Source organism: Carnobacterium pleistocenium FTR1, assembly GCF_000744285.1.
Lineage (GTDB): Bacteria > Bacillota > Bacilli > Lactobacillales > Carnobacteriaceae > Carnobacterium_B > Carnobacterium_B pleistocenium.
Genome location: NZ_JQLQ01000002.1, coordinates 25,358 through 49,790 on the forward strand (window position 1 = coordinate 25,358; position 24,433 = coordinate 49,790).

Annotated in this window: 26 protein-coding genes; 25 read left to right on the forward strand and 1 reads right to left on the reverse strand. The window is 38.1% G+C overall.

The window, feature by feature from the left end; genetic code table 11:
• Positions 1-105: 105 nt before the first annotated feature.
• The 3 genes from rpoB (at position 106) to BP17_RS00215 (ending at position 9,516) form a co-directional block, all read left to right on the forward strand.
• Entirely contained in the window at positions 106-3,672 is a 3,567-nt protein-coding gene (gene rpoB, locus BP17_RS00200; RefSeq protein ID WP_035050869.1) for a DNA-directed RNA polymerase subunit beta, read from the forward strand.
• A gap of 196 nt (positions 3,673-3,868) precedes the next feature.
• A complete protein-coding gene (rpoC, locus tag BP17_RS00205) occupies positions 3,869-7,489 on the forward strand; it encodes a DNA-directed RNA polymerase subunit beta' (protein ID WP_035050870.1) in 3,621 nt (1,206 codons plus the stop codon).
• A gap of 563 nt (positions 7,490-8,052) precedes the next feature.
• Entirely contained in the window at positions 8,053-9,516 is a 1,464-nt protein-coding gene (locus tag BP17_RS00215) for an NAD-dependent succinate-semialdehyde dehydrogenase (RefSeq protein WP_408605780.1), read from the forward strand.
• Positions 9,517-9,591: 75 nt separating this feature from the next.
• On the opposite strand, the gene BP17_RS00220 is transcribed toward BP17_RS00215, so the two are convergent.
• Positions 9,592-10,350 carry a prepilin peptidase gene (locus BP17_RS00220; RefSeq protein ID WP_051910388.1) on the reverse strand — a complete coding sequence of 253 codons (759 nt, stop codon included), beginning with the start codon at positions 10,348-10,350 and terminating at the stop codon, positions 9,592-9,594.
• A gap of 341 nt (positions 10,351-10,691) precedes the next feature.
• On the opposite strand from BP17_RS00220, the gene rpsL reads away from it, so the two are divergent.
• The 22 genes from rpsL to rplF all read left to right on the forward strand — a co-directional run bounded on the left by rpsL (position 10,692) and on the right by rplF (position 24,403).
• Positions 10,692-11,105, forward strand: a complete 414-nt coding sequence (gene rpsL, locus BP17_RS00225; RefSeq protein ID WP_035050873.1) for a 30S ribosomal protein S12 — start codon at positions 10,692-10,694, stop codon at positions 11,103-11,105.
• A gap of 66 nt (positions 11,106-11,171) precedes the next feature.
• Positions 11,172-11,642 carry a 30S ribosomal protein S7 gene (rpsG, locus tag BP17_RS00230; protein ID WP_035050874.1) on the forward strand — a complete coding sequence of 157 codons (471 nt, stop codon included), beginning with the start codon at positions 11,172-11,174 and terminating at the stop codon, positions 11,640-11,642.
• 105 nt (positions 11,643-11,747) lie between these two features.
• On the forward strand, positions 11,748-13,835 hold the full coding sequence (gene fusA / locus BP17_RS00235; protein ID WP_035050875.1) for an elongation factor G: 2,088 nt from the start codon (positions 11,748-11,750) through the stop codon (positions 13,833-13,835).
• A 137-nt stretch (positions 13,836-13,972) separates the two neighbouring features.
• On the forward strand, positions 13,973-15,163 hold the full coding sequence (tuf, locus tag BP17_RS00240; RefSeq protein WP_035050876.1) for an elongation factor Tu: 1,191 nt from the start codon (positions 13,973-13,975) through the stop codon (positions 15,161-15,163).
• A 213-nt stretch (positions 15,164-15,376) separates the two neighbouring features.
• Entirely contained in the window at positions 15,377-16,399 is a 1,023-nt protein-coding gene (locus BP17_RS00245; protein ID WP_198022491.1) for a branched-chain amino acid aminotransferase, read from the forward strand.
• Positions 16,400-16,802: 403 nt separating this feature from the next.
• Positions 16,803-17,111: a 30S ribosomal protein S10 gene (rpsJ, locus tag BP17_RS00250; protein WP_034546937.1), complete on the forward strand. Its 309-nt coding sequence runs from the start codon at positions 16,803-16,805 to the stop codon at positions 17,109-17,111.
• A 37-nt stretch (positions 17,112-17,148) separates the two neighbouring features.
• On the forward strand, positions 17,149-17,781 hold the full coding sequence (gene rplC, locus BP17_RS00255; RefSeq protein WP_034546936.1) for a 50S ribosomal protein L3: 633 nt from the start codon (positions 17,149-17,151) through the stop codon (positions 17,779-17,781).
• A 24-nt stretch (positions 17,782-17,805) separates the two neighbouring features.
• Positions 17,806-18,429, forward strand: coding sequence for a 50S ribosomal protein L4 (gene rplD / locus BP17_RS00260; RefSeq protein WP_035050877.1), 624 nt, complete (start codon positions 17,806-17,808; stop codon positions 18,427-18,429).
• Positions 18,429-18,713, forward strand: coding sequence for a 50S ribosomal protein L23 (rplW, locus tag BP17_RS00265; protein ID WP_035050878.1), 285 nt, complete (start codon positions 18,429-18,431; stop codon positions 18,711-18,713). Before rplD ends, rplW begins: the two co-directional genes overlap by 1 nt.
• A 36-nt stretch (positions 18,714-18,749) precedes the next feature.
• Complete coding sequence (gene rplB / locus BP17_RS00270; protein WP_035050879.1) at positions 18,750-19,583, forward strand: 50S ribosomal protein L2; 834 nt, start codon at positions 18,750-18,752, stop codon at positions 19,581-19,583.
• 53 nt (positions 19,584-19,636) lie between these two features.
• A complete protein-coding gene (rpsS, locus tag BP17_RS00275; RefSeq protein ID WP_035050881.1) occupies positions 19,637-19,915 on the forward strand; it encodes a 30S ribosomal protein S19 in 279 nt (92 codons plus the stop codon).
• A gap of 23 nt (positions 19,916-19,938) precedes the next feature.
• Complete coding sequence (gene rplV, locus BP17_RS00280) at positions 19,939-20,295, forward strand: 50S ribosomal protein L22 (RefSeq protein WP_035050882.1); 357 nt, start codon at positions 19,939-19,941, stop codon at positions 20,293-20,295.
• Between the two features lie 3 nt (positions 20,296-20,298).
• The gene (gene rpsC, locus BP17_RS00285; RefSeq protein ID WP_035050883.1) at positions 20,299-20,955 is read left to right on the forward strand and encodes a 30S ribosomal protein S3; all 657 of its coding nucleotides are present in this window, start codon (positions 20,299-20,301) and stop codon (positions 20,953-20,955) included.
• 2 nt (positions 20,956-20,957) lie between these two features.
• Positions 20,958-21,392, forward strand: a complete 435-nt coding sequence (rplP, locus tag BP17_RS00290) for a 50S ribosomal protein L16 (RefSeq protein ID WP_035050884.1) — start codon at positions 20,958-20,960, stop codon at positions 21,390-21,392.
• Positions 21,382-21,576 (forward strand): 50S ribosomal protein L29, encoded by a 195-nt coding sequence (rpmC, locus tag BP17_RS00295; RefSeq protein WP_013712026.1) that lies wholly within the window; start codon positions 21,382-21,384, stop codon positions 21,574-21,576. The genes rplP and rpmC overlap by 11 nt, the downstream gene beginning before the upstream one ends.
• 27 nt (positions 21,577-21,603) lie before the next feature.
• Entirely contained in the window at positions 21,604-21,870 is a 267-nt protein-coding gene (gene rpsQ, locus BP17_RS00300; RefSeq protein WP_035050885.1) for a 30S ribosomal protein S17, read from the forward strand.
• 49 nt (positions 21,871-21,919) lie between these two features.
• Positions 21,920-22,288, forward strand: a complete 369-nt coding sequence (gene rplN, locus BP17_RS00305) for a 50S ribosomal protein L14 (protein ID WP_034546924.1) — start codon at positions 21,920-21,922, stop codon at positions 22,286-22,288.
• Positions 22,289-22,323: 35 nt separating this feature from the next.
• Positions 22,324-22,635, forward strand: coding sequence for a 50S ribosomal protein L24 (gene rplX / locus BP17_RS00310; protein ID WP_035050886.1), 312 nt, complete (start codon positions 22,324-22,326; stop codon positions 22,633-22,635).
• Positions 22,636-22,661: 26 nt separating this feature from the next.
• Positions 22,662-23,201, forward strand: coding sequence for a 50S ribosomal protein L5 (rplE, locus tag BP17_RS00315; protein ID WP_035050888.1), 540 nt, complete (start codon positions 22,662-22,664; stop codon positions 23,199-23,201).
• A gap of 18 nt (positions 23,202-23,219) precedes the next feature.
• On the forward strand, positions 23,220-23,405 hold the full coding sequence (locus BP17_RS00320; RefSeq protein ID WP_007725695.1) for a type Z 30S ribosomal protein S14: 186 nt from the start codon (positions 23,220-23,222) through the stop codon (positions 23,403-23,405).
• Between the two features lie 31 nt (positions 23,406-23,436).
• Positions 23,437-23,835, forward strand: coding sequence for a 30S ribosomal protein S8 (gene rpsH, locus BP17_RS00325; RefSeq protein ID WP_034546918.1), 399 nt, complete (start codon positions 23,437-23,439; stop codon positions 23,833-23,835).
• 31 nt (positions 23,836-23,866) lie between these two features.
• Positions 23,867-24,403, forward strand: a complete 537-nt coding sequence (gene rplF / locus BP17_RS00330) for a 50S ribosomal protein L6 (RefSeq protein WP_035050890.1) — start codon at positions 23,867-23,869, stop codon at positions 24,401-24,403.
• The last annotated feature ends 30 nt before the right edge of the window (positions 24,404-24,433 follow it).

The window sequence follows — 24,433 nt, forward strand, 5'->3', positions numbered from 1 at the left end:
GGCAAATGCGTAGCTTGTTACTTATTTTTAATAAACGTAACAAGAATGAAATATATAATTTTGCTTAGAACGACCGCACTAAAAACAGTTTGAGGGGTGAATAGGTTGGCAGGCCATTTAGTAAATTACGGTAAGCACCGTACACGCAGAAGTTTTTCACGTATCCACGAGGTTTTAGAACTTCCAAATTTAATTGAAATTCAAACTAATTCTTACCAATGGTTCTTAGATGAAGGATTGCGTGAAATGTTTAAAGATATTTCTCCAATTGATGACTTTGCTGGAAATCTATCATTAGAATTCACTGATTATCAGTTACAAGATCCTAAGTACACCGTTGAAGAAGCTCGCTCACATGATGCAAACTATTCAGCTCCTATCTATGTTAAATTACGTTTAATTAACAAAGAGAGTGGAGAAGTTAAAGAACAAGAAGTCTTCTTTGGAGATTTCCCATTAATGACAGAAATGGGTACATTTGTTATCAATGGAGCAGAACGAGTAATCGTTTCTCAATTAGTCCGTTCTCCGGGTGTTTATTTCCATGGTAAATTGGATAAAAACGGTAAAGAAGGATTTGGCTCAACCCTTATCCCAAACCGCGGAGCTTGGCTTGAATTCGAAACTGATGCAAAAGATCTTTCTTATGTTCGTATCGACCGTACACGTAAAATACCATTGACTGTATTGGTTCGCGCATTAGGATTTGGATCTGATGATCAAATTTTAGAAATTTTTGGAGATAACGAAAGTCTTCGTTTAACAATGGAAAAAGATTTACACAAAAATGCTGGTGATTCTCGTACAGAAGAAGCGTTGAAAGATGTTTATGAACGTCTTCGTCCAGGTGAACCTAAAACAGCTGATAGCTCAAGAAGCTTACTAACAGCTCGCTTTTTCGATCCAAAACGTTACGATCTAGCAAATGTTGGTCGTTACAAAGTAAATAAAAAATTAAACTTAACAACTCGTTTGTTCAATCAAACTCTAGCTGAAACGTTAGTTGATCCTGAAACAGGAGAAATCATTACTGAATCAGGTACGTTCTTAGACCGTGATCAAATTGATAAATTAACACCTTATCTTAATGCTGGTTTAAATAGCGTGACTTATTACCCATCAGACGACAGTGTCGTTCCAGAACCAGTAGAATTACAAGTTGTAAAAGTCTTTTCTCAAAGAGACCCAGAACGTGTTGTAAATATGATTGGGAATAAAATAATCGCAGATGAAACTAAAAATGCAACACCAGCTGATATTATAGCTTCTATGAGTTACTTCTTTAACTTACAAGAAGGTATCGGTAATGTAGACGATATTGACCATCTAGGTAACCGTCGTATTCGTTCAGTAGGTGAATTGTTGCAAAATCAATTCCGTATTGGTTTGTCTCGTATGGAACGTGTGGTTCGTGAACGTATGTCTATCCAAGATATGGCTACAGTTACACCGCAACAATTGATTAATATTCGTCCAGTTGTAGCGTCAATCAAAGAATTCTTTGGTTCTTCTCAGTTGTCTCAATTTATGGATCAAACAAATCCATTAGGTGAATTGACTCATAAACGTCGTCTATCTGCATTAGGACCTGGTGGTTTAACTAGGGATCGTGCTGGATATGAAGTTCGTGATGTGCATTATTCCCATTATGGCCGCATGTGTCCGATTGAAACGCCAGAAGGTCCAAACATTGGACTGATCAACAGTCTATCAAGTTATGCTAAAGTAAATAAATTTGGTTTTATCGAAACCCCTTATCGTCGGGTCAACCGCGAAACAGGTCTTGTTACGGATCAAATTGATTACTTAACAGCTGATGAAGAAGATAACTATGTTGTTGCCCAAGCAAATGCCCGTTTAAATGAAGATGGCACATTTGCAAATGATATTGTCCTTGCTCGTTTTGTGGAAGAAAACTTAGAAGTTCCTATTAGTCGTGTTGATTACATGGACGTTTCTCCTAAGCAAGTAGTCGCAGTTGCAACAGCTTGTATTCCTTTCTTGGAAAATGATGATAGTAACCGTGCGCTTATGGGTGCGAATATGCAACGTCAAGCTGTTCCATTGATCCATCCTGAAGGTCCGCTTGTAGGAACCGGTATGGAACACGTAGCTGCTCGAGATTCTGGAGCTGCAATGATTTGTAAAAATGATGGTCTTGTTGAATACGTAGATGCAGATCAAATCCGTGTACGTCAAGAAAATGGCGCTTTAGATAAATATACTTTAACAAAATTCCGTCGTTCAAACTCAGGTACTTGTTACAACCAACGCCCAATCGTAGAAAAAGGCGATCGTGTTGATAAAGGTGAAATCTTAGCAGATGGTTCTTCTATGGAAAATGGCGAAATGGCTTTAGGTCAAAACCCAGTCGTAGCCTTCATGACATGGGAAGGTTACAACTATGAAGATGCTATTATTATGAGCGAACGTTTAGTCAAAGATGATGTATACACTTCTATTCATATTGAAGAATTTGAATCAGAAGCTCGCGATACAAAACTTGGGCCTGAAGAAATTACTCGTGAACTTCCAAACGTTGGAGACGACGCTTTGAAAGATTTAGACGAAATGGGAATTATCCGTATCGGTGCTGAAGTAAAAGATGGCGATTTATTAGTTGGTAAAGTAACTCCTAAAGGGGTAACCGAATTATCTGCTGAAGAACGTCTTTTACATGCAATCTTTGGGGAAAAAGCTCGTGAAGTTAGAGATACTTCTCTTCGTGTACCACATGGTGGTGGCGGAACAGTTCATGATGTTAAAATCTTTACACGTGAAGCTGGAGATGAATTATCACCAGGTGTAAATATGTTAGCTCGCGTTTATATCGTTCAAAAACGTAAAATCAACGAAGGGGATAAAATGGCCGGACGTCATGGTAATAAAGGGGTAGTCTCTTTAATCATGCCGGAAGAAGATATGCCATTTATGCCTGACGGAACTCCAGTTGACATCATGTTGAACCCATTAGGGGTACCATCACGTATGAATATTGGACAAGTATTAGAATTACACATCGGTATGGCTGCTCGTCAATTAGGCATCCATATTGCAACACCAGTATTTGATGGAGCTTCAGATGAAGATGTTTGGGAAACTGTTAAAGAAGCTGGAATGGCTGCTGATGCGAAAACTGTCTTATATGATGGACGCACAGGAGAACCTTTTGATAGCCGTATTTCTGTTGGTGTCATGTACATGATTAAATTGGCCCACATGGTTGATGATAAATTACATGCGCGTTCAACTGGACCTTATTCATTAGTTACACAACAACCATTAGGTGGTAAAGCACAATTTGGGGGACAACGTTTCGGAGAAATGGAAGTTTGGGCTCTTGAAGCTTATGGGGCAGCTTATACGCTACAAGAAATCTTAACTTACAAATCAGATGATGTTGTTGGTCGTGTGAAAACATATGAAGCAATCGTCAAAGGCGAAAAAATTCCAAAACCAGGTGTTCCAGAATCATTCCGCGTATTAGTAAAAGAACTACAATCATTAGGATTAGACATGAAAGTGTTAAATGAAGATGATGAAGCGATTGAACTACGCGATATGGATGACGATGATGACATTGTTAACCCAGATGCATTAAATAAATATGCTGAAGAGCAAGAAAAAATTCGCGCTGAAGCAGCTGAACAAGAAAGACTAAAAGAAGACTAATATAGGTAGAACTTGATTAGTCCTTAAGCTGAAAAAAATCTTAAGCGACTTTTCGAGTATTCCTTTTAAACTAGTACAGCTTTGGAAAAATTTCCATCTAATAAACGAATTTGAACCAAAGATAGATACCACTATCTATAAATAAAAAAAATAGAGCAGGTAGGGCAGCTCAACAAAATAAAGGGAGGTTAGCCCCTTGATAGACGTTAATAATTTTGAAAGCATGCAAATTGGTCTGGCTTCTCCAGATAAAATCCGTAGTTGGTCATATGGTGAAGTTAAAAAACCAGAAACCATTAACTACCGTACCTTAAAACCTGAACGCGACGGTTTATTCTGTGAACGTATTTTTGGTCCTTCAAAAGACTGGGAATGTGCTTGTGGGAAATACAAACGTATCCGTTATAAAGGAATTGTTTGTGACCGTTGTGGAGTAGAAGTTACACGCTCAAAAGTTCGTCGCGAACGTATGGGTCATATTGAATTAGCAGCACCCGTTTCTCATATTTGGTACTTTAAAGGTATTCCAAGTCGTATGGGTCTTGTATTAGATATGAGTCCACGTGCTCTTGAAGAAATCATTTACTTTGCTTCTTACGTAGTTATCGAACCAGGAAGCACTTCATTAGAAAAGAAACAATTATTAACTGAAAGAGAATACCGCGAAAAACGTCAACAATACGGCAATGATTTCCAAGCCGAAATGGGCGCAGAAGCAGTTAAACAACTCTTGAATGATGTTAAATTGGATCAGGAAGTGGAAGAATTAAAAGAAATCTTAAAAACAACTACTGGTCAAAAACGGACACGTGCTATTCGTCGTTTAGATATTTTAGAAGCATTCCGTAATTCTGGAAACCACCCATCATGGATGGTTATGGATGTTATTCCTATCATCCCACCAGAAATTCGTCCAATGGTTCAATTAGAAGGTGGACGTTTTGCTACAAGTGATTTAAATGACTTGTATCGTCGTGTAATCAACCGTAACAATCGTTTGAAACGTTTATTAGATCTAAATGCACCTAACATTATCGTGCAAAATGAAAAACGCATGTTGCAAGAAGCAGTAGATGCCTTGATTGATAATGGTCGTCGTGGCCGTCCAGTAACTGGACCAGGTAATCGTCCATTGAAATCATTGTCACATATGCTTAAAGGGAAACAAGGACGTTTCCGTCAAAACTTGTTAGGTAAACGTGTCGATTATTCTGGACGTTCTGTTATCGTTGTTGGACCTTTCTTGAAAATGTACCAATGTGGCTTACCAAAAGAAATGGCTATCGAATTGTTCAAACCTTTCGTAATGAAAGAATTAGTTTCACGTGATATCGCCAGCAATATTAAAAATGCTAAACGTAAAATTGATCGTCAAGATGATGCTATCTGGCCTATTTTAGAAGAAGTTATCCGTGAACATCCAGTTCTATTGAACCGCGCACCTACATTACACAGACTGGGAATTCAAGCATTTGAACCCGTTCTTGTCGAAGGTAAAGCTATCCGTCTTCACCCATTAGTATGTGAAGCGTATAATGCCGATTTCGATGGTGACCAAATGGCTGTCCATGTACCATTAAGTGATGAAGCACAAGCTGAAGCTCGTATGTTGATGCTAGCTGCCCAAAACATTTTAAATCCAAAAGATGGTAAACCAGTTGTAACACCTTCTCAAGATATGGTGTTAGGTAACTATTACCTTACAATGGAAGAAGAAGGACGCGAAGGCGAAGGAATGCAATTTAGTGGATTAAATGAAGCTATGCTTGCTTACCAAAGTGGCTATGTCCACTTACATTCTAGAATCGCGATCAAACCAACTGATATTCCAAACAAACCATTCACTGAATGGCAAAAAGATAAATTAATGATCACGACTGTTGGTAAATTGATTTTTAATGACATTATGCCAAACGAATTTCCTTACATGAATGAACCAACACAAAGCAACTTGGAAGTGCAAACTCCAGACAGCTATTTTGTTGAAAGTGGTATAAACGTTCTTGAACACATTCAAGCTCAAGAATTAGTCAAACCTTTCAAGAAGAAAAATCTTGGAAACATCATTGCTGAAGTATTCAAGCGATTCAAAATTACTGAAACGTCTAAAATGCTAGACAGAATGAAAGATCTAGGATACAAATATTCTACAAGAGCTGGTATTACAGTTGGTATTGCCGATATCGTAGTACTAGAAGAAAAACAAGAAATTCTAGATAACGCTCATACACAAGTTGAAAAAGTAATGAAACAATTCCGTCGTGGTTTAATCACGGATGAAGAACGTTATGAACGTGTTATTGATATCTGGAACAAAACAAAAGATCACATTCAAATTCGCTTAATGGAAAGTTTGAATGACCTTAACCCAATCTTTATGATGAGTGACTCTGGTGCCCGTGGTAATATTTCCAACTTTACTCAGCTTGCTGGTATGCGTGGATTGATGGCTGCACCGAATGGTCAAATCATGGAATTACCGGTTACGTCTAACTTCCGTGAAGGATTGTCTGTTTTAGAAATGTTTATCTCTACCCATGGAGCTCGTAAAGGAATGACGGATACAGCTTTGAAAACGGCTGACTCAGGTTACTTGACTCGTCGTTTAGTTGATGTAGCACAAGATGTTATCATTCGTGAAACAGACTGTGGTTCTGACCGTGGATTAGTGATTCGTGCTATTAAAGAAGGAAATGAAATCATTGAACCGTTTGAAGAACGCCTATTAGGACGTTACACTCGTAAAACAGTTTTCAACCCTGAAAATGGTTCAGTTATTATTGGTGAAAACCAAATTATTACTGAAGACATTGCAAGAGAGATCATAGCTGTTGGAATCGAAGAAATTACGATTCGTTCCGTATTTACGTGTAATACTAAACATGGTGTATGTAAACATTGTTATGGCCGTAACTTAGCAACCGGTTCTGAAGTTGAAGTTGGAGAAGCAGTTGGAACAATTGCTGCTCAATCAATTGGAGAACCCGGTACTCAATTAACAATGCGTACATTCCATACAGGTGGAGTTGCTGGAGCCGATATTACTCAAGGGCTTCCTCGTATCCAAGAAATATTTGAAGCTCGTCATCCTAAAGGTCAAGCTGTCATAAGTGAAGTTACTGGGACAATCGTATCAATCGATGAAAATCCAGCAGCTCGCACGAAAGAAGTTACGATCAAGGGAGAAACAGATACTCGTTCTTACCAAGTACCCTTTTCTGCACGTATGAATGTTGAAGAAGGAGATATTATCCACCGTGGTGAAGCATTAGACCAAGGTTCAATTGATCCTAAAGAATTGTTACGTGTTCGTGATGTGCTTGCTGTTGAAAACTACTTGTTACGTGAAGTACAAAAAGTATACCGTATGCAAGGAGTAGAAATCGGCGACAAACATATCGAAGTTATGGTACGTCAAATGCTACGTAAAGTACGCGTAATGGATCCAGGTGAAACAGATATTTTACCAGGTACATTAATTGATATTCATGATTACACAGATAAAAACATCGACACATTGATAGCTGGCGGAATTCCTGCAACAGCACGTCCTGTATTGCTCGGAATTACAAAAGCTTCTCTTGAAACAAATAGTTTCTTATCTGCTGCATCTTTCCAAGAAACAACACGTGTCTTAACCGACGCTGCTATTCGCGGAAAACGTGATCCATTATTAGGATTGAAAGAAAATGTTATCATTGGTAAAGTGATTCCAGCTGGTACCGGAATGGCTAAATACCGTAAAATGAAACCTAAGGGTGTTGGCGTTGTGAGCGAAAATGTTTACAGCATCAATGACCAAATCGAACCTAAATAATAAGAATAAAGAGTCTGCTTATCAGGAAACTGATGAACAGACTCTTTTTTTGTTCTATAGATTCTAGGTCAAATAGTGTGGATGCTTCAAGATGAAAATTCTTCTGGAATGGACGGGTTTGCTTATGGAGCCAGGGTACCGCTGTAAGCCTAAGGTCTTACAGACTTTCAAGCTTCAAACAAACCTCAATAGCGCTAAAGCGCCAGCGTTTTGTAATTCTCATTGGATCCAATACACGGCTACCAGCAACCCATTTCCTTCAGAATTTTTGGATGTGTCATTTAGTTAATTTATTATATCCACACCAAAAATTATACAACTAAAAAAATTCTTCTAGAATATCAGGTTCGCTTGTGTAAAGCCTGTGAATATTGCCCGTAAGCTACAACAAGCAACTCCTGCTTTTCGCAAGCAATTTTAAGTAAGGGATTAAACAAAATCAGTATATCAAACTCTTTTTTGTCAGCTTAAAAAACGTATAAGTGCTAATAGTTTAGGATTTTCAAAGGATATGGTAGAGTAAATTCAGCAAAAAGATACCGAAAATTGAAGGAGGAATTTTAGTGATAAAGACACAAAGGAAATTACCGGAAATTCAAACGGGACTTTATATTAATGGCCAATGGGTAGAGGGGTCCTTAGAAAAAAAAGCGGTCAATAACCCTGCAACAAAAGAAGAGTTGATTAAAGTATCTCAAGGCGGAGAGCAAGAAACACTCAATGCAATTCAAGCAGCTAAAGAAGCTTTTCCAAAATGGGTAGGTATGGAATTAGCCGATCGCGTAAAATTGATTCATGCTATTGCAGATAAAATCGAAGAAAAAGCCGATCAATTAGCGTTAATTATGACCTTAGAACAAGGTAAACCTTTAAAAGAAGCTAAAGGGGAAATTTTGATTGATAGTCAAAATTTACATTGGAGTGCAGAAGAAGCTAGACGTATTTATGGCGAAACTATACCCGCTCCTAACGATCACAAATACGAAGTGAAAAAGCAGCCTATTGGTGTTGTAGGAGCCATTACTCCATGGAACTTTCCGTCGAACATGATCATTCGTAAAATCTCTCCAGCTATTGCAGCGGGATGTACCGTAGTGTTGAAACCAGCAAGTAGCACACCGTTGTCAGCCATCGCGATTTTCGAGATTTTTCATGAAGTCGGATTACCAGCAGGAGTAGCTAATCTTGTTATTGGACCATCAAGTGATATTGGGAAGACTTTAACCAACAGCAATGATGTCCGGAAATTAACCTTTACAGGCTCAACTGAAGTAGGGAAAATGTTGTTCGAACAATGTGCTCAAACAATGAAGAAAATTTCCTTTGAACTAGGTGGCCATGCCCCTTTTATTGTATTTGCGGATGCGAATATTGACGAAGCGGTTGAGGGACTTGTTGCAATGAAGTTTAGGAATAATGGACAAGCGTGTACTTCTCCTAACCGTATCTTTGTAAATAAAGCAATTAAAAAGGAATTCGTTGACAAATTGACCACAGCTGTCAGCAAAGTAACAGTTGGTAATGGCTTAGAAGACGTTATGACAGGACCGCTGATCAATGGGGAAGCTGTCAAGACGGTTCAAGCTCAAGTAGACGATGCAAAAGCTAAAGGAGCAAAAGTGCTTGCAGGAGGCGAAAGCTTAACAGAAGGAGACTATGCCAATGGGTATTTTTATGCGCCGACTATTTTAGACAACGTTACGACTGAAATGGATATTTTTTATGAAGAAACCTTTGGTCCAATCATCCCGTTGATTGATTTTGATGAAGAAGATGAAGTTATCGCAATGGCGAATGATACTATTTTTGGTTTGGCGTCTTATTTCTTTACAACAGACTTGAAGCGAGCTGAAAAAGTTAGCGAAGCTTTAGAATACGGACTAGTTGGAATCAATAATACGGCAATTTCTACTTCAGAAGCACCATTTGGCGGTGTGAAACATTCGGGTGTTGGACGTGAAAATGGCAGTTATGGAATACAAGAATTTTTAGAAGTAAAATTTGTTCACACAAAATACTTGGATTAGCATAGAACTAACAAAAAAGATAAGGGAAACTGGCAGTCACCTGCCTCCCTTATCTTTTTTTGTTTTACAAAATATCTAGTTGCCCAGCATAAACCAAGTAGTAACGATATCTTGTGAGAAATAAGTCAAAATCGTCCCAAAAAAAATAAAGGGAGCAAATGGAATAGGGTGTTTAGAAGTGATTCTTTTGCTGACCAGTAAGGGGAAACTAAATAAAAGTGCTGATAAACAGGCAATCATAATAGCAACCAAGGTCAAGTCGTAACCAAGCAAGAGTCCAATAATGCCGAATAACTTTATGTCACCACCACCTATAGGAGTAGAAGAAAACTGATATAGTAAATAGAAGAAACTGAAAAAACCAAATCCGCTAAAAAGATAAATACTGAAAGGAAAAGGATGAATCACTAACCGACCTAAAAATACCCATAGAAAAAAGAAAAGTATTAAACGATCAGGTAAGAGCTGGTAGTAGATATCAGAAATGATAAAGATAATCCCAAAAGAAATAAAACCGATAATAAATAGACCTTCTTTTGGAAAAAATAAGTAAGTGTGGAAAGTGTATAAAAAGATAAAGCCGGTCAAAGCTTCGGCTAAAGGATGTAAAATGGAAATACGCTGTTGGCAATTTCGGCAACGTCCTTTCTGAATGAGATAGGATAAAATAGGAATCAATTCATAAAAACGCAATGTCCGATGACAAGTGGAACAATGAGAACGTGGAAAAACAATGGATTGATGAATAGGCACCCTTAAACCAACCACCATTAGAAAAGAACCAAAACAACCCCCCGTAAACCAAATGAGTAAATATAAAATTAATACCTGCATTTTTTCACCTCAGTTGAACTTCTTATATTAAATATATGTCATTTAGCAAAGAAAGCTTTAAAAAATTAGAGAGGAGGAGTATACTAATTAAAGTGCAAAAAAGATAAAAAAACTTTTAGCATTTTCAACTCAACTTGTTGACAATAATATTAGACCATGTTATGATTCCTAAGGTGCTTTTGTACGCAGATTCCTGTCTATCAGTCGTGCTGACTGGTACATTGGCCTTAAACTATATTGAACGGCTGGTTGCAATTTTGCAGCACTTATTTTTTTGCTGGAAAAAGAACCGCCTGGATGTGTGGACTAGAATAATAACATAGGGAAGGAGGAAACAATCGATGCCTACTATTAATCAATTAGTACGTAAACCTCGTAAATCAAAAACAGAAAAATCTGAATCTCCAGCTTTAAACAGAGGTTACAACAGTAAAAGAAAGAAACAAACAATAGTAAACTCACCTCAAAAACGTGGTGTTTGTACTCGTGTAGGAACTATGACTCCTAAAAAACCTAACTCAGCGTTACGTAAATATGCACGTGTTCGTCTATCTAACTTAATTGAAGTAACTGCTTATATCCCAGGTGAAGGTCACAACTTGCAAGAACATAGTGTGGTTCTTTTACGTGGAGGACGAGTGAAGGATCTACCCGGAGTTCGTTACCATATCGTTCGTGGCGCACTAGATACTGCCGGTGTTGCAGATCGTAAACAAAGCCGTTCTAAATACGGTACTAAAAGACCTAAAAAATAAGCTTATAGCTTATATGAAATAAAAAATCGTTTTAAAAGATAACTATTATTGAAAGGAGGAATTTGGATGCCTCGTAAAGGTCCTATTACTAAACGTGATGTTTTACCTGATCCACTTTATAATTCTAAACTTGTTACTCGTTTAATCAACCGTATTATGGTTGATGGAAAACGTGGGAAAGCTGCTACAATTCTTTATAATGCATTTGACATGATTAAAGAACAAACAGAAACTGATCCTACTGAAGTATTTGAACAAGCAATGAAAAACATTATGCCTGTTCTTGAAGTTAAAGCTCGCCGTGTTGGGGGTTCTAACTACCAAGTTCCGATCGAAGTTCGTCCAGAACGTCGTACGGCTCTTGCACTTCGTTGGTTAGTAAGCTACTCTCGTTTACGCGGAGAAGATACTATGGAACAACGTCTTGCTAAAGAAATTATGGATGCTGCTAACAATACTGGAGCAGCTGTTAAAAAACGTGAAGACACTCACAAAATGGCTGAAGCTAATAAAGCTTTCGCTCATTATCGCTGGTAAGATTTTTTCTAAAAAAGACTGCGGTGCCATTTGTGCAGCGTAGTCTTTAAAGAAAAAATTGAAGTTTCTTAGTTCAAATTAAATTAAGAGAGGTGTTATTACAAGATGGCAAAAAGAGAATTTTCTCTACACAATACCCGTAATATTGGAATCATGGCTCATATTGATGCTGGTAAAACAACAACAACTGAACGTGTTCTTTATTACACTGGTAAAATCCATAAAATTGGTGAAACCCATGAGGGTGCTTCACAAATGGACTGGATGGAACAAGAACAAGAACGTGGTATTACGATTACATCTGCTGCAACAACAGCTGCTTGGAAAGGCTATCGCGTAAACATCATCGATACTCCAGGTCACGTTGACTTCACGGTTGAAGTTGAACGTTCTCTACGTGTTTTAGATGGTGCTGTTGCTTTACTTGATGCACAATCAGGTGTTGAGCCTCAAACTGAAACAGTTTGGCGTCAAGCAACAACTTATGGTGTACCTCGTATTGTATTTGTAAACAAAATGGATAAAACCGGTGCAGACTTCATATATTCTGTTGGAACGATCCTTGACCGTTTACAAGCAAACGCTCATCCAATTCAATTGCCAATCGGTGCCGAAGATAACTTCACTGGTATTATTGACTTGATTACGATGAAAGCTGAAATTTATACAAATGATTTAGGAACAGATATCCGCGAGGAAGAAATCCCTGAAGAATACGTAGAATTAGCAAATGAATGGCGTACAAAATTAATCGAAGGTGCTGCAGATACAGATGAAGCTTTGATGGAGAAATATCTTGAAGGTGAAGAAATTTCTGAAGAAGAATTGAAAAATGCTATCCGAAAAGCAACACTTAAAGTTGAATTTTACCCAGTTCTATGTGGTTCAGCATTTAAAAACAAAGGTGTTCAAATGATGCTTGATGCAGTCATTGACTACCTACCGTCACCACTTGATGTAGCAGCAATCCAAGGAGTCTTACCAGATTCTGAAGAAACTGCAGAACGTCATGCTGATGACAGCGAACCATTCTCAGCATTGGCATTTAAAGTTATGACTGACCCGTATGTAGGGCGTTTAACTTTCTTCCGTGTTTATTCTGGTACGTTACAAGCAGGATCTTATGTACAAAACTCAACTAAAGGAAAACGTGAACGTGTAGGACGTATCTTACAAATGCATGCGAACTCTCGTAGCGAAATTCCTGAAGTGTTTGCTGGAGATATTGCAGCGGCTGTTGGTTTGAAAAATACAACAACTGGTGACACTTTGTGTGATGAAAAAGACCAAGTGATTTTAGAATCAATGGACTTCCCAGAACCAGTTATCCAAGTAGCTATTGAACCAAAATCAAAAGCTGACCAAGATAAAATGGGTGTTGCGTTACAAAAACTTGCTGAAGAAGATCCAACTTTCCGTGCTGAAACTGACCACGAAACTGGCGAAACAATTATTGCCGGTATGGGTGAGTTACACTTAGACATCATTGTTGACCGTATGAGACGTGAATTCAATGTTGAAGCTAGTGTTGGTGCTCCACAAGTTTCTTATCGTGAAACATTCCGTGGTTCTACTAAAGCTGAAGGTAAATTCGTTCGTCAATCAGGTGGTAAAGGTCAATACGGTCACGTATGGATCGAATTCTCTCCTAATGAAGAAGGAAAAGGCTTTGAGTTTGAAGATGCAATCGTTGGTGGTACTGTTCCTCGTGAATATATCCCAGCAGTAAAAGCTGGATTGGAAGCTTCATTAGACAACGGAGTTCTTGCTGGATATCCATTAGTTGATATTAAAGCAAAACTTTATGATGGTTCATACCATGATGTCGATTCAAATGAAACGGCCTTTAAAGTTGCTGCTTCAATGGCATTGAAAAATGCTTCTAAAAAAGCAAATCCGGTTATCTTAGAGCCTATGATGGGCGTTGAAATTACAATTCCTGAAGATTATTTGGGAGACGTAATGGGACACATCTCTGCTCGTCGTGGACGTATCGAAGGTTCTGAAGCTCGTGGAAATACTACTATTGTAAAAGGTATGATTCCATTAGCAGAAATGTTCGGTTATGCAACTGCATTACGTTCAGCAACACAAGGTCGCGGTACTTTCTCAATGACATTTGATCATTATGAAGATGTACCAAAATCTATCTCTGAAGAAATCATCAAGAAAAATGGCGGATCAGCTAGTTAATTCTAAATAGCTTTTCGACCGTAAGTATTGATTTTCTAATGAATAATCGTTATAATTTTTACAAATGATGGGAATGAAATGAAAATTTCTATTCCTATCAATAAAAAAAGAACTCACTATGAGGAGGAAATACTAAAATGGCAAAAGAAAAATATAATCGTAACAAACCCCATGTTAACGTTGGTACTATTGGACACGTTGACCATGGTAAAACAACTTTAACTGCTGCAATTACAACTGTATTAGCTAAAAGAGGTTTCGTAAGTACTGCAACTGACTACGCTTCAATTGATGGAGCTCCGGAAGAACGCGAACGTGGAATCACAATCAACACATCTCACGTTGAATACGAAACTGCAGAACGTCACTATGCTCACGTAGATTGCCCAGGACATGCTGACTATGTTAAAAACATGATCACCGGTGCTGCACAAATGGATGGAGCTATCTTAGTAGTATCTGCTGCTGATGGTCCAATGCCACAAACTCGTGAACACATTCTATTGTCTCGCCAAGTTGGTGTTCCATACATCGTTGTTTTCTTAAACAAAGTTGACATGGTTGATGATGAAGAATTACTTGAATTAGTTGAAATGGAAGTTCGTGACTTATTGTCAGAATACGATTTCCCAGGCGACGACACTCCAGTTATTGCTGGTTCAGCTCTTAAAGCTCTTGAAGGCGTTGAAGAATACGAAGATAAAATCATGGAATTAATGGATGCTGTAGATTCTTACATTCCAACTCCAGAACGCGATACTGATAAACCATTCATGATGCCAGTTGAGGATGTATTCTCAATTACTGGACGTGGAACTGTTGCTACCGGACGTGTAGAAACTGGACAAATCAAAGTCGGTGAAGAAGTTGAAATCATCGGAATTCATGAAGCAACTACTAAATCAACAGTTACTGGTGTTGAAATGTTCCGTAAAATGTTAGACTTTGCTCAAGCAGGGGACAACATTGGTGCATTATTACGTGGGGTTGCTCGTGAAGACATCCAACGTGGACAAGTATTAGCTAAACCAGGTTCAATTACTCCACATACAAAATTTACTGGTGAAGTTTATATCTTATCTAAAGAAGAAGGTGGACGTCATACTCCATTCTTCGCTAACTACCGCCCACAATTTTACTTCCGTACAACTGACGTAACTGGTGTTGTTGAGTTACCAGAAGGTACTGAAATGGTTATGCCAGGAGACAACGTTTCAATCAGCGTTGAATTGATTGCACCAATCGCTATCGACCCAGGTACTAAATTCACTATTCGTGAAGGTGGACGTACTGTTGGAGCCGGCGTTGTAGCTACAATCGAAGCTTAATCAACTCTTAAAAAATAAAATTTAAAAAATGACTCTATCTGGAATAGAGCGTGTCCATTCGAGAAAAAAGCCTTGTCAATACGACAAGGCTTTTTTATTTTTTTAGAAATAAAAAAACAAAACGAAAAAGGATTGTATTTTAGTGAGAAAAAGCTCATAATTTTATCATTAATATGTTACACTGAAAAGCAATAGTTATAAGGAGTGAAAAAAATGATGAATACAGTAGATATCGATTGGAAAAATTTAGGTTTCAACTATATTAAAACAGATCAACGCTACATTTCTTATTGGAAAGCTGGAAGTTGGGATGAAGGAACGTTATCTGAGGATAATCAAGTGCATATCAGTGAAGGATCAACAGCATTACACTATGGGCAAACAGTTTTTGAAGGCATGAAAGCTTATCGAACAAAAGATGGTTCAATCAATTTATTTAGAGCAGATCAAAATGCTGAACGCATGCAACGTAGCTGTAGGCGTTTAATGATGCCAACCATACCTACTGACGTATTTATCGAAGCAGTAAGAAAAGTTGTAAAAGCAAACGAAAAATACATTCCACCATATGGCACAGGAGGTTCATTATATCTTCGCCCCTATATGATTGGGATCGGCGATAATATAGGAGTGAAGCCGGCAGAAGAATATTTATTTTCTATTTTTTGTATGCCAGTAGGAGCTTACTTTAAGGGTGGATTGACTCCATCAAACTTTGTCGTTTCTGATTATGATAGAGCAGCAGGTAACGGAACGGGTGCAGCAAAAGTTGGCGGAAATTATGGGGGTAGTTTACTTCCAGGGGCAGAAGCGCATAAACGTAATTTTAGTGACGCCATTTATTTAGACCCAACGACCCATACGAAAATAGAAGAAGTAGGGGCAGCGAATTTCTTTGGAATCACAGAAGATAATAAATTTGTTACTCCGTTATCTCCATCTATATTGCCTAGCATTACAAAATACTCATTGCTGTATCTTGCGAGTGAACGTTTAGGGTTGGATGTTGTTGAAAGAGAAGTTTTTATTGATCGATTAGATGAATTTAAAGAAGCTGGAGCTTGTGGAACAGCGGCTGTGATTTCACCAATTGGCGGAATCCAATATAAAGAAGAGTTTCACGTTTTTTATAGTGAAACTGAAACAGGACCAGTTACGAAAAAACTATATGATGAATTAACAGGGATTCAGTATGGGGACATAGAAGCACCAGAAGGTTGGATCATAAAAGTATAAGAGTAGACAATAAAACCAGGTTTCTTATCATATAGAAGAAATAAATAGACAAATAAAATAAAATGCGCTAAGATGGGAAATGTTGATATATTCCTAGCTTAGCTTTTCTTTTTTTTAAAGCTAAGAATAAAAAGCAAAACCAAACTGAAAAATTTATTTTGCAACTAAGAATAATTTAATTTTATTGAATAATCAAAAAAGGCTTGATTAAAAGAGTTATTTTTTGTATAATATAAAAGGTGCTGATTTCACAGGGAATCGTACTGGGTACTCGAAAGAGAAAACCCAATGGCTATGAAACGAGAGGTTGCGACACACCCGGCCGCTTTGCCACGGCGAGTGTGACGGATATTTTCGTGGAGCAATGTCTAATTTATAAAAATAGGCGAAGGAGGGAAAAATAATGGCAAAACAAAAGATTCGTATCCGCTTGAAAGCATATGAACATCGTATCTTAGATCAAGCAGCGGAAAAGATTGTAGAAACAGCAAAAAGAACTGGTGCTAGTGTATCTGGTCCAATTCCATTGCCAACAGAAAGAACTCTTTATACAGTGATCCGTGCGACTCACAAATATAAAGATTCTCGTGAACAATTTGAAATGCTTACACACAAACGTGTGATTGATATTGTTAATCCAACATCAAAAACTGTTGATGCTTTAACAAAACTAGACTTACCGTCTGGCGTAGATATCGAAATCAAGCTTTAATTTTAACCAAAAAAAATAATATAATGGAGGTGTACTCATGACCAAAGGAATCTTAGGAAAAAAAGTAGGAATGACGCAAGTCTTTACTGAATCAGGTGAATTAATCCCAGTTACTGTGATCGAAGCAACTCCAAACGTTGTTTTACAAGTTAAAACAGTCGAAACGGACGGTTACGAAGCAGTTCAATTGGGTTACCAAGAGAAACGTGAAGTATTGTCAAATAAACCTGCAATGGGTCATGTAGCAAAAGCAAATGCTACTCCTAAGCGCTTCATTCGTGAATTTAACGATGTTGAGCTTAGTGAATATGAAGTAGGACAAGAAGTGAAAGTTGATACTTTCAAAGCTGGAGACATCGTTAATGTAACGGGGACTACCAAAGGTAAAGGATTCCAAGGTGTTATCAAACGCCACGGACATAGTCGTGGACCAATGTCCCACGGATCCCGTCACCACCGTCGTCCAGGGTCAATGGGTCCTGTAGATCCTAACCGTGTGTTCAAACGCACATTACTACCAGGTCGTATGGGCGGAAACCGCGTAACTATCAAGAACCTTGAAGTTGTTCGTGTTGACGTTGAAAATAATGTACTTCTTATCAAAGGGAATGTACCTGGGTCTAAAAAATCCTTAATCCAAATTAAATCAGCTTTTCAAAAAGCTAAATAAAAATTAAGAGAGGAGGAACAAGGAATGCCAAACGTAGCCTTATTTAAACAAGATGGTACTCAAAATGGCGAAGTAACTTTAAGCGACGCTATCTTCGGTATCGAACCAAACGAAAACGTTGTTTTTGATGCAATCATCATGCAACGTGCTTCATTACGCCAAGGAAATCATTCAGTAAAAAACCGCAGTGCAGTACGCGGTGGTGGACGTAAACCATGGGCTCAAAAAGGAACTGGTCGTGCTCGTCAAGGGTCAATCAGATCTCCACAATGGCGCGGTGGTGGAATTGTCTTCGGACCAACTCCACGTTCATACAGCTACAAACTTCCAAAAAAAGTTCGTCGCCTAGCAATCAAATCTGTTCTTTCTACTAAAGTAATAAGTGGAGATTTAATCGTTGTTGACGCATTGAACTTTGACGCACCAAAAACTAAAGAGTTTGCACAAGTGTTAAAAAATCTAAATGTCGATTCTAAAGCATTTATTGTAGTAGAAAACGACAATGACTTCGCAACATTATCTGGTCGTAACCTTCCAGGAGTTAAAATTGTAGCTTTTGATAACGTTACTGTATTAGATGTTGTAGCGCATGAAAAATTGATTTTTACACAAACTGCTCTAACTAAGCTAGAGGAGGTTCTTCAATAATGGATGTACGTGACGTAATCTTGCGCCCAATTATCACTGAAGCAGCAATGGCTGCTCAAGATAGCAAAAAATTCACTTTCGAAGTGGATGTTCGCGCAAACAAAACTCAAGTAAAACAAGCGATTGAAGAAATTTTTGACGTAAAAGTTTCAAATGTAAACATCATGAACGTACGTGGAAAATTAAAACGTATGGGTAAACATACTGGATACACTAAAAAACGTCGTAAAGCAATCGTAACTTTAACAGCTGATTCAAAAGATATTGAATTATTTGAAGCTTAATTAAAGCTATAAAATAAACATCGGGAGGGAAAACACGTGGGAATCAAAAAGTATAAACCAACCACAAACGGCCGTCGTAATATGACTGGTTCTGATTTCGCAGAAATCACTTCAACAACGCCTGAAAAGACATTGTTAGAACCAAACAGAAGAAAAGCCGGTCGTAATAATGCTGGTAAAATCATGGTACGTCACCGTGGTGGCGGACATAAACGTAATTACCGTGTTATCGACTTTAAACGTAATAAAGACGGTATCGTTGGTATCATCAAAACGATTGAATACGATCCAAATCGTACAGCTAATATTGCATTAGTACAATATGTCGATGGTGTTAAAACTTACATCATTGCACCTAAAGGAATTCAAGTAGGACAACAAATCATTTCAGGAGATACTACAGATATCAAAGTTGGAAACACTCTTATGTTAGACAACATTCCTGCTGGTACTGTAATCCATAATATCGAAATGAAACCTGGAAAAGGTGGACAATTAATTCGTTCTGCTGGAACTAGCGCGCAAGTGTTAGGTAAAGAAGGCAAATACGTAATGATCCGCTTAAATTCAAGTGAAGTTCGTTTGATTTTAGGAACTTGTCGTGCAACAATCGGTTCAGTTGGTAATGAACAACATGAATTGATCAATATTGGTAAAGCCGGACGTTCTCGTTGGTTAGGCAAACGCCCAACTGTTCGTGGTTCTGTAATGAACCCTAACGATCACCCACACGGTGGTGGTGAAGGTAAAGCTCCAATCGGACACGCTGGTCCAATGACTCCTTGGGGTAAACCTGCTCTTGGATATAAAACACGTAATAAAAATTCTCAATCAAATAAATTTATCACACGTCGTCGTAAAACAAAATAAAATCAGGTTAGTTGGTTTTCCAACTTTCCTAAGGAATGAAAGGAGGTTCACCCATGGGTCGTAGTCTTAAAAAAGGACCTTTTGTCGATGAACACTTAATGAAAAAAATGGATGCACTAGTTGAAAGCGGAAAGAAATCTGTCGTTAAAACTTGGTCACGTCGTTCAACAATTTTCCCGAGTTTCATTGGTTACACAATCGCAGTCTATGATGGTCGTAAACATGTACCAGTTTATATTCAAGAAGACATGGTCGGACACAAATTAGGTGAATTTGCACCAACAAGAACATACCGCGGTCACACTGCGGATGATAAAAAAACTAAACGTTAATTTTGAGAGGAGGATAACTCGATATGGCAGAACAAATTACAGAAGCTAAAGCTACTGCAAAAACTGTTCGCATTGCAGCTCGTAAAGTTCGTTTAGTTGTCGATCTTATTAGAGGGAAAAGCATCGTAGAAGCAATTTCAATTTTGAAATTCACTCCACGTGGTGCTTCACCAGCAATCGAAAAAGTTTTGATGTCAGCAATTGCTAACGCAGAACATAACTACGATTTAGACGTAGAAAACTTGGTAGTAAGCGAAGCTTATGTTAACGAAGGACCAACGATGAAACGTTTCCGTCCACGTGCAAAAGGTTCAGCTGCTCCAATCTTGAAACGCACAAGCCACATTACAGTAGTGGTATCTGAAAAAAAGGAGGGGTAATCTGTGGGTCAAAAAATTAATCCAACAGGCTTACGTGTAGGTATTATACGCGATTGGGATTCTAAATGGTATGCAGAAAAAGATTTTGCAAACTTTTTACATGAAGATATTGCTATCCGCGAATACATTGCAAAAAAACTAAGCGAAGCTTCTGTTTCTAAAGTTGAAATTGAACGTGCCGCTAACCGTGTTAACGTTTCAGTACACACTGCTAAACCAGGAATGGTAATTGGTAAAGGTGGTTCTGAAGTTGATGCATTACGTAAAAAATTAAACGATTTAACAGGCAAACGAGTTCACATCAACATCGTGGAAATCAAACGCCCTGACTTAGACGCTAAATTAGTTGCAGAAGGAATTGCTACTCAACTAGAAAGCCGTGTTGCTTTCCGTCGTGCTCAAAAACAAGCTATCCAACGCACAATGCGTTCTGGAGCTAAAGGAATCAAAACAATGGTTTCTGGCCGTTTAAATGGTGCAGATATCGCTCGTAGCGAAACCCATTCAGAAGGAACTGTTCCTCTTCACACATTGCGTGCCGATATCGACTACGCATGGGAAGAAGCAGCTACAACTTACGGTAAACTAGGCATTAAAGTTTGGATCTACCGTGGAGAAGTTCTTCCTGCAAAAAAGAACATTGAGAAAGGAGGGAAATAGTCATGTTAGTACCTAAACGTGTAAAATTCCGTCGTGAATTTAGAGGTAAAATGCGCGGTGAAGCTAAAGGTGGGAAAGAAGTAACTTTTGGTGAATGGGGTTTACAGGCCTTAGAGTCTAAGTGGATCACAAACCGTCAAATTGAAGCATCTCGTATTGCAATGACACGTTACATGAAACGTGGTGGGAAAGTTTGGATTAAAATCTTCCCTCATAAATCATTTACGTCTAAAGCAATCGGAGTTCGTATGGGTTCTGGTAAAGGAGCACCTGAAGGTTGGGTCTCACCAGTAAAACGTGGTAAAATCATGTTTGAAGTTGATGGAGTTTCAGAAGAAGTAGCTCGTGAAGCACTTCGTTTAGCTTCTCATAAACTACCTATTAAAACTAAGATTGTTAAACGTAAAGAAATTGGTGGTGAATCGAATGAAAGCTAATGAACTTAAAGAGTTAACCACTGCTGAAATGGTTGAAAAAGAAAAAGCATTTAAAGAAGAGTTATTCAATCTAAGATTCCAGTTAGCTACTGGCCAACTAGAAAACACTGCTCGCTTAAGTGAAGTTCGCAAATCGATTGCACGCATTAAAACTGCGTTACGTCAAGCGGAATTACAAAAATAGTTGATTAGCAAAGGAGGTCACCGTACAATGAGCGAAGAACGTAACCAACGTAAAGTATATCAAGGTCGTGTCGTTTCAGACAAAATGGATAAAACAATTGTTGTCGTAATTGAAACTCAAAAGAAACACAGCCGTTACGGTAAACGTATTAAATATTCTAAAAAATATAAAGCACATGATGAAAACAGTACTGCCAAAATTGGCGATATCGTAAAAATTATGGAAACTCGTCCGTTATCAGCTACTAAACATTTCCGTTTAATAGAAGTTGTTGAAGAAGCCGTTACTATTTAAGGTTTACAACAAATAACCTAGTTTCCCAATCTGGAAGGAGGATACAACCGTGATCCAAACAGAAAGTCGTTTGAGAGTTGCAGATAACTCAGGAGCTCGTGAAGTCTTAACTATTAAAGTTTTAGGCGGATCAGGCCGTAAAACTGCTAACATTGGTGATGTTATTGTTTGTACTGTAAAACATGCAACACCAGGTGGCGTTGTCAAAAAAGGTGAAGTCGTTCGTGCAGTTATCGTTCGTACTAAATCAGGAGCTCGACGCGCAGATGGTTCATACATTAAATTTGATGAAAATGCATGTGTGATCATTCGTGACGATAAGAGCCCACGTGGAACTCGTATCTTTGGACCAGTTGCTCGCGAATTGCGCGACAACAACTTCATGAAGATCGTTTCACTTGCTCCAGAAGTTCTTTAATAATTAACCATCCACAAAGGAGGTGCGTGAAACACATGTACATTAAAACAGGTGATAAAGTAAAAGTTATTACTGGCAAAGACAAAGGAACTGAAGCTGTTGTATTAAAAGCTTTTCCTAAAAAAGATCGTGTAATCGTAGAAGGCGTTAATGTTATGAAAAAACATCAAAAACCTAACTCAGCGAATCCACAAGGTGGAATCATTGAAATGGAAGCCCCTATACACGTTTCAAATGTCATGCTTATAGACGCTTCAACTGGCGAACCAACTCGCGTTGGCTTTAAAGTAGAAGAAGGTAAAAAAGTCCGTATTTCTAAAAAAACCGGTGAAATTTTAGATAAATAATAGATAAGGAAGGAGGTATGAACTTCATGAACCGCCTTAAAGAAAAGTATATTCAAGAAGTAACACCATCATTAGTAGAAAAATTTGGTTACAAATCAGTTATGCAAACACCTGCAGTAAATAAAATCGTTATCAACATGGGTGTGGGTGATGCTGTATCAAATGCTAAAAACTTAGATAAAGCTGTTGAAGAATTAACAGTAATTTCTGGTCAAAAACCTTTGATCACTAAAGCTAAAAAATCAATTGCTGGCTTCCGTTTACGTGAAGGTATGCCTATTGGTACTAAAGTAACATTACGTGGAGACAGAATGTACGATTTCTTAGACAAATTGGTTTCTGTATCACTTCCTCGTGTTCGTGATTTCCACGGAATAAGCAACAAATCTTTTGATGGACGAGGTAACTACACATTAGGAGTTAAAGAACAATTAATCTTCCCGGAAGTTGACTACGATAAAGTAGACAAAACTCGTGGAATGGACATTGTTATTGTAACTACTGCTAATACAGATGAAGAATCTCGTGAACTTTTAACACAACTTGGAATGCCATTCCAAAAATAATAATAGGAGGCGAACTACGTGGCTAAAAAATCACTAATTGCTAAAAACAAACGTCCTGCTAAATTCTCAACTCAAGCATATACTCGTTGTGAACGCTGTGGACGCCCACACTCAGTTTACCGCAAATTTAAACTTTGCCGTATTTGCGTCCGTGAACTTGCCTATAAAGGACAAATTCCAGGCATGAAAAAAGCAAGCTGGTAATACGATACTCGCATAAAGGAGGCTAAATTCAATGGTCATGACAGATCCGATTGCAGATTTTTTGACTCGTGTACGTAATGCTAACCAAGCACGTCACGAATCATTAGAAGCACCTGCATCAAAAATTAAAAAAGACATTGCTAACATTTTGAAACGTGAAGGTTTTATTAAAAACGTTGAATACATGGAAGATGACAAACAAGGCATCATCCGCGTTTTCTTAAAATACGGAAAAGATAACGAACGCGTTATCACAGGCTTGAAACGTATCTCTAAACCAGGTTTGCGCGTTTACGCTAAAGCTGGCGAAGTACCTAAAGTTCTTAACGGACTTGGTATTGCGATCGTATCAACTTCTGAAGGTGTTATCACAGATAAAGAAGCAAGAACAAAAAATATCGGTGGCGAAATAATCGCTTACGTTTGGTAATTAGTAAGAATAATCAAGGAGGTGCATTGCTGTGAGCCGTATAGGTAATAAAACAATCACTATCCCTGAAGGCGTAACGGTTACTCGTAATGAGGACATCGTTACCGTTAAGGGACCAAAAGGTGAATTGAGTCGTTCTTTCAGCCCAGTTATCACAATGAATGTAGAAGGCAACGAAATTAACTTCTCTCGTCCAAACGACTTGAAAGTAAATCGTGCACTACATGGCACAATGCGTGCTAATTTAAACAACATGGTTGTTGGTGTAACTGTTGGTTTTGAAAAAACATTAGAATTAGTTGGTGTTGGTTACCGCGCACAAATACAAGGTAACAAACTTGTATTAAACGTTGGTTACTCTCATCCTGTAGAATTTGTTCCAGAAGAAGGAATAAATGTTGAAGTTCCTGCAAATACTAAAGTAGTAGTTAAAGGAATGAACAAAGAGAAAGTTGGCGCTTTAGCTGCTAACATTCGTGCTACACGTCCACCTGAACCTTATAAAGGTAAAGGAATTCGTTATTCTGACGAAGTTGTACGTCGTAAAGAAGGTAAAACAGGTAAATAATCGCCTGGCTGCCTAAAAGATCAACCATAA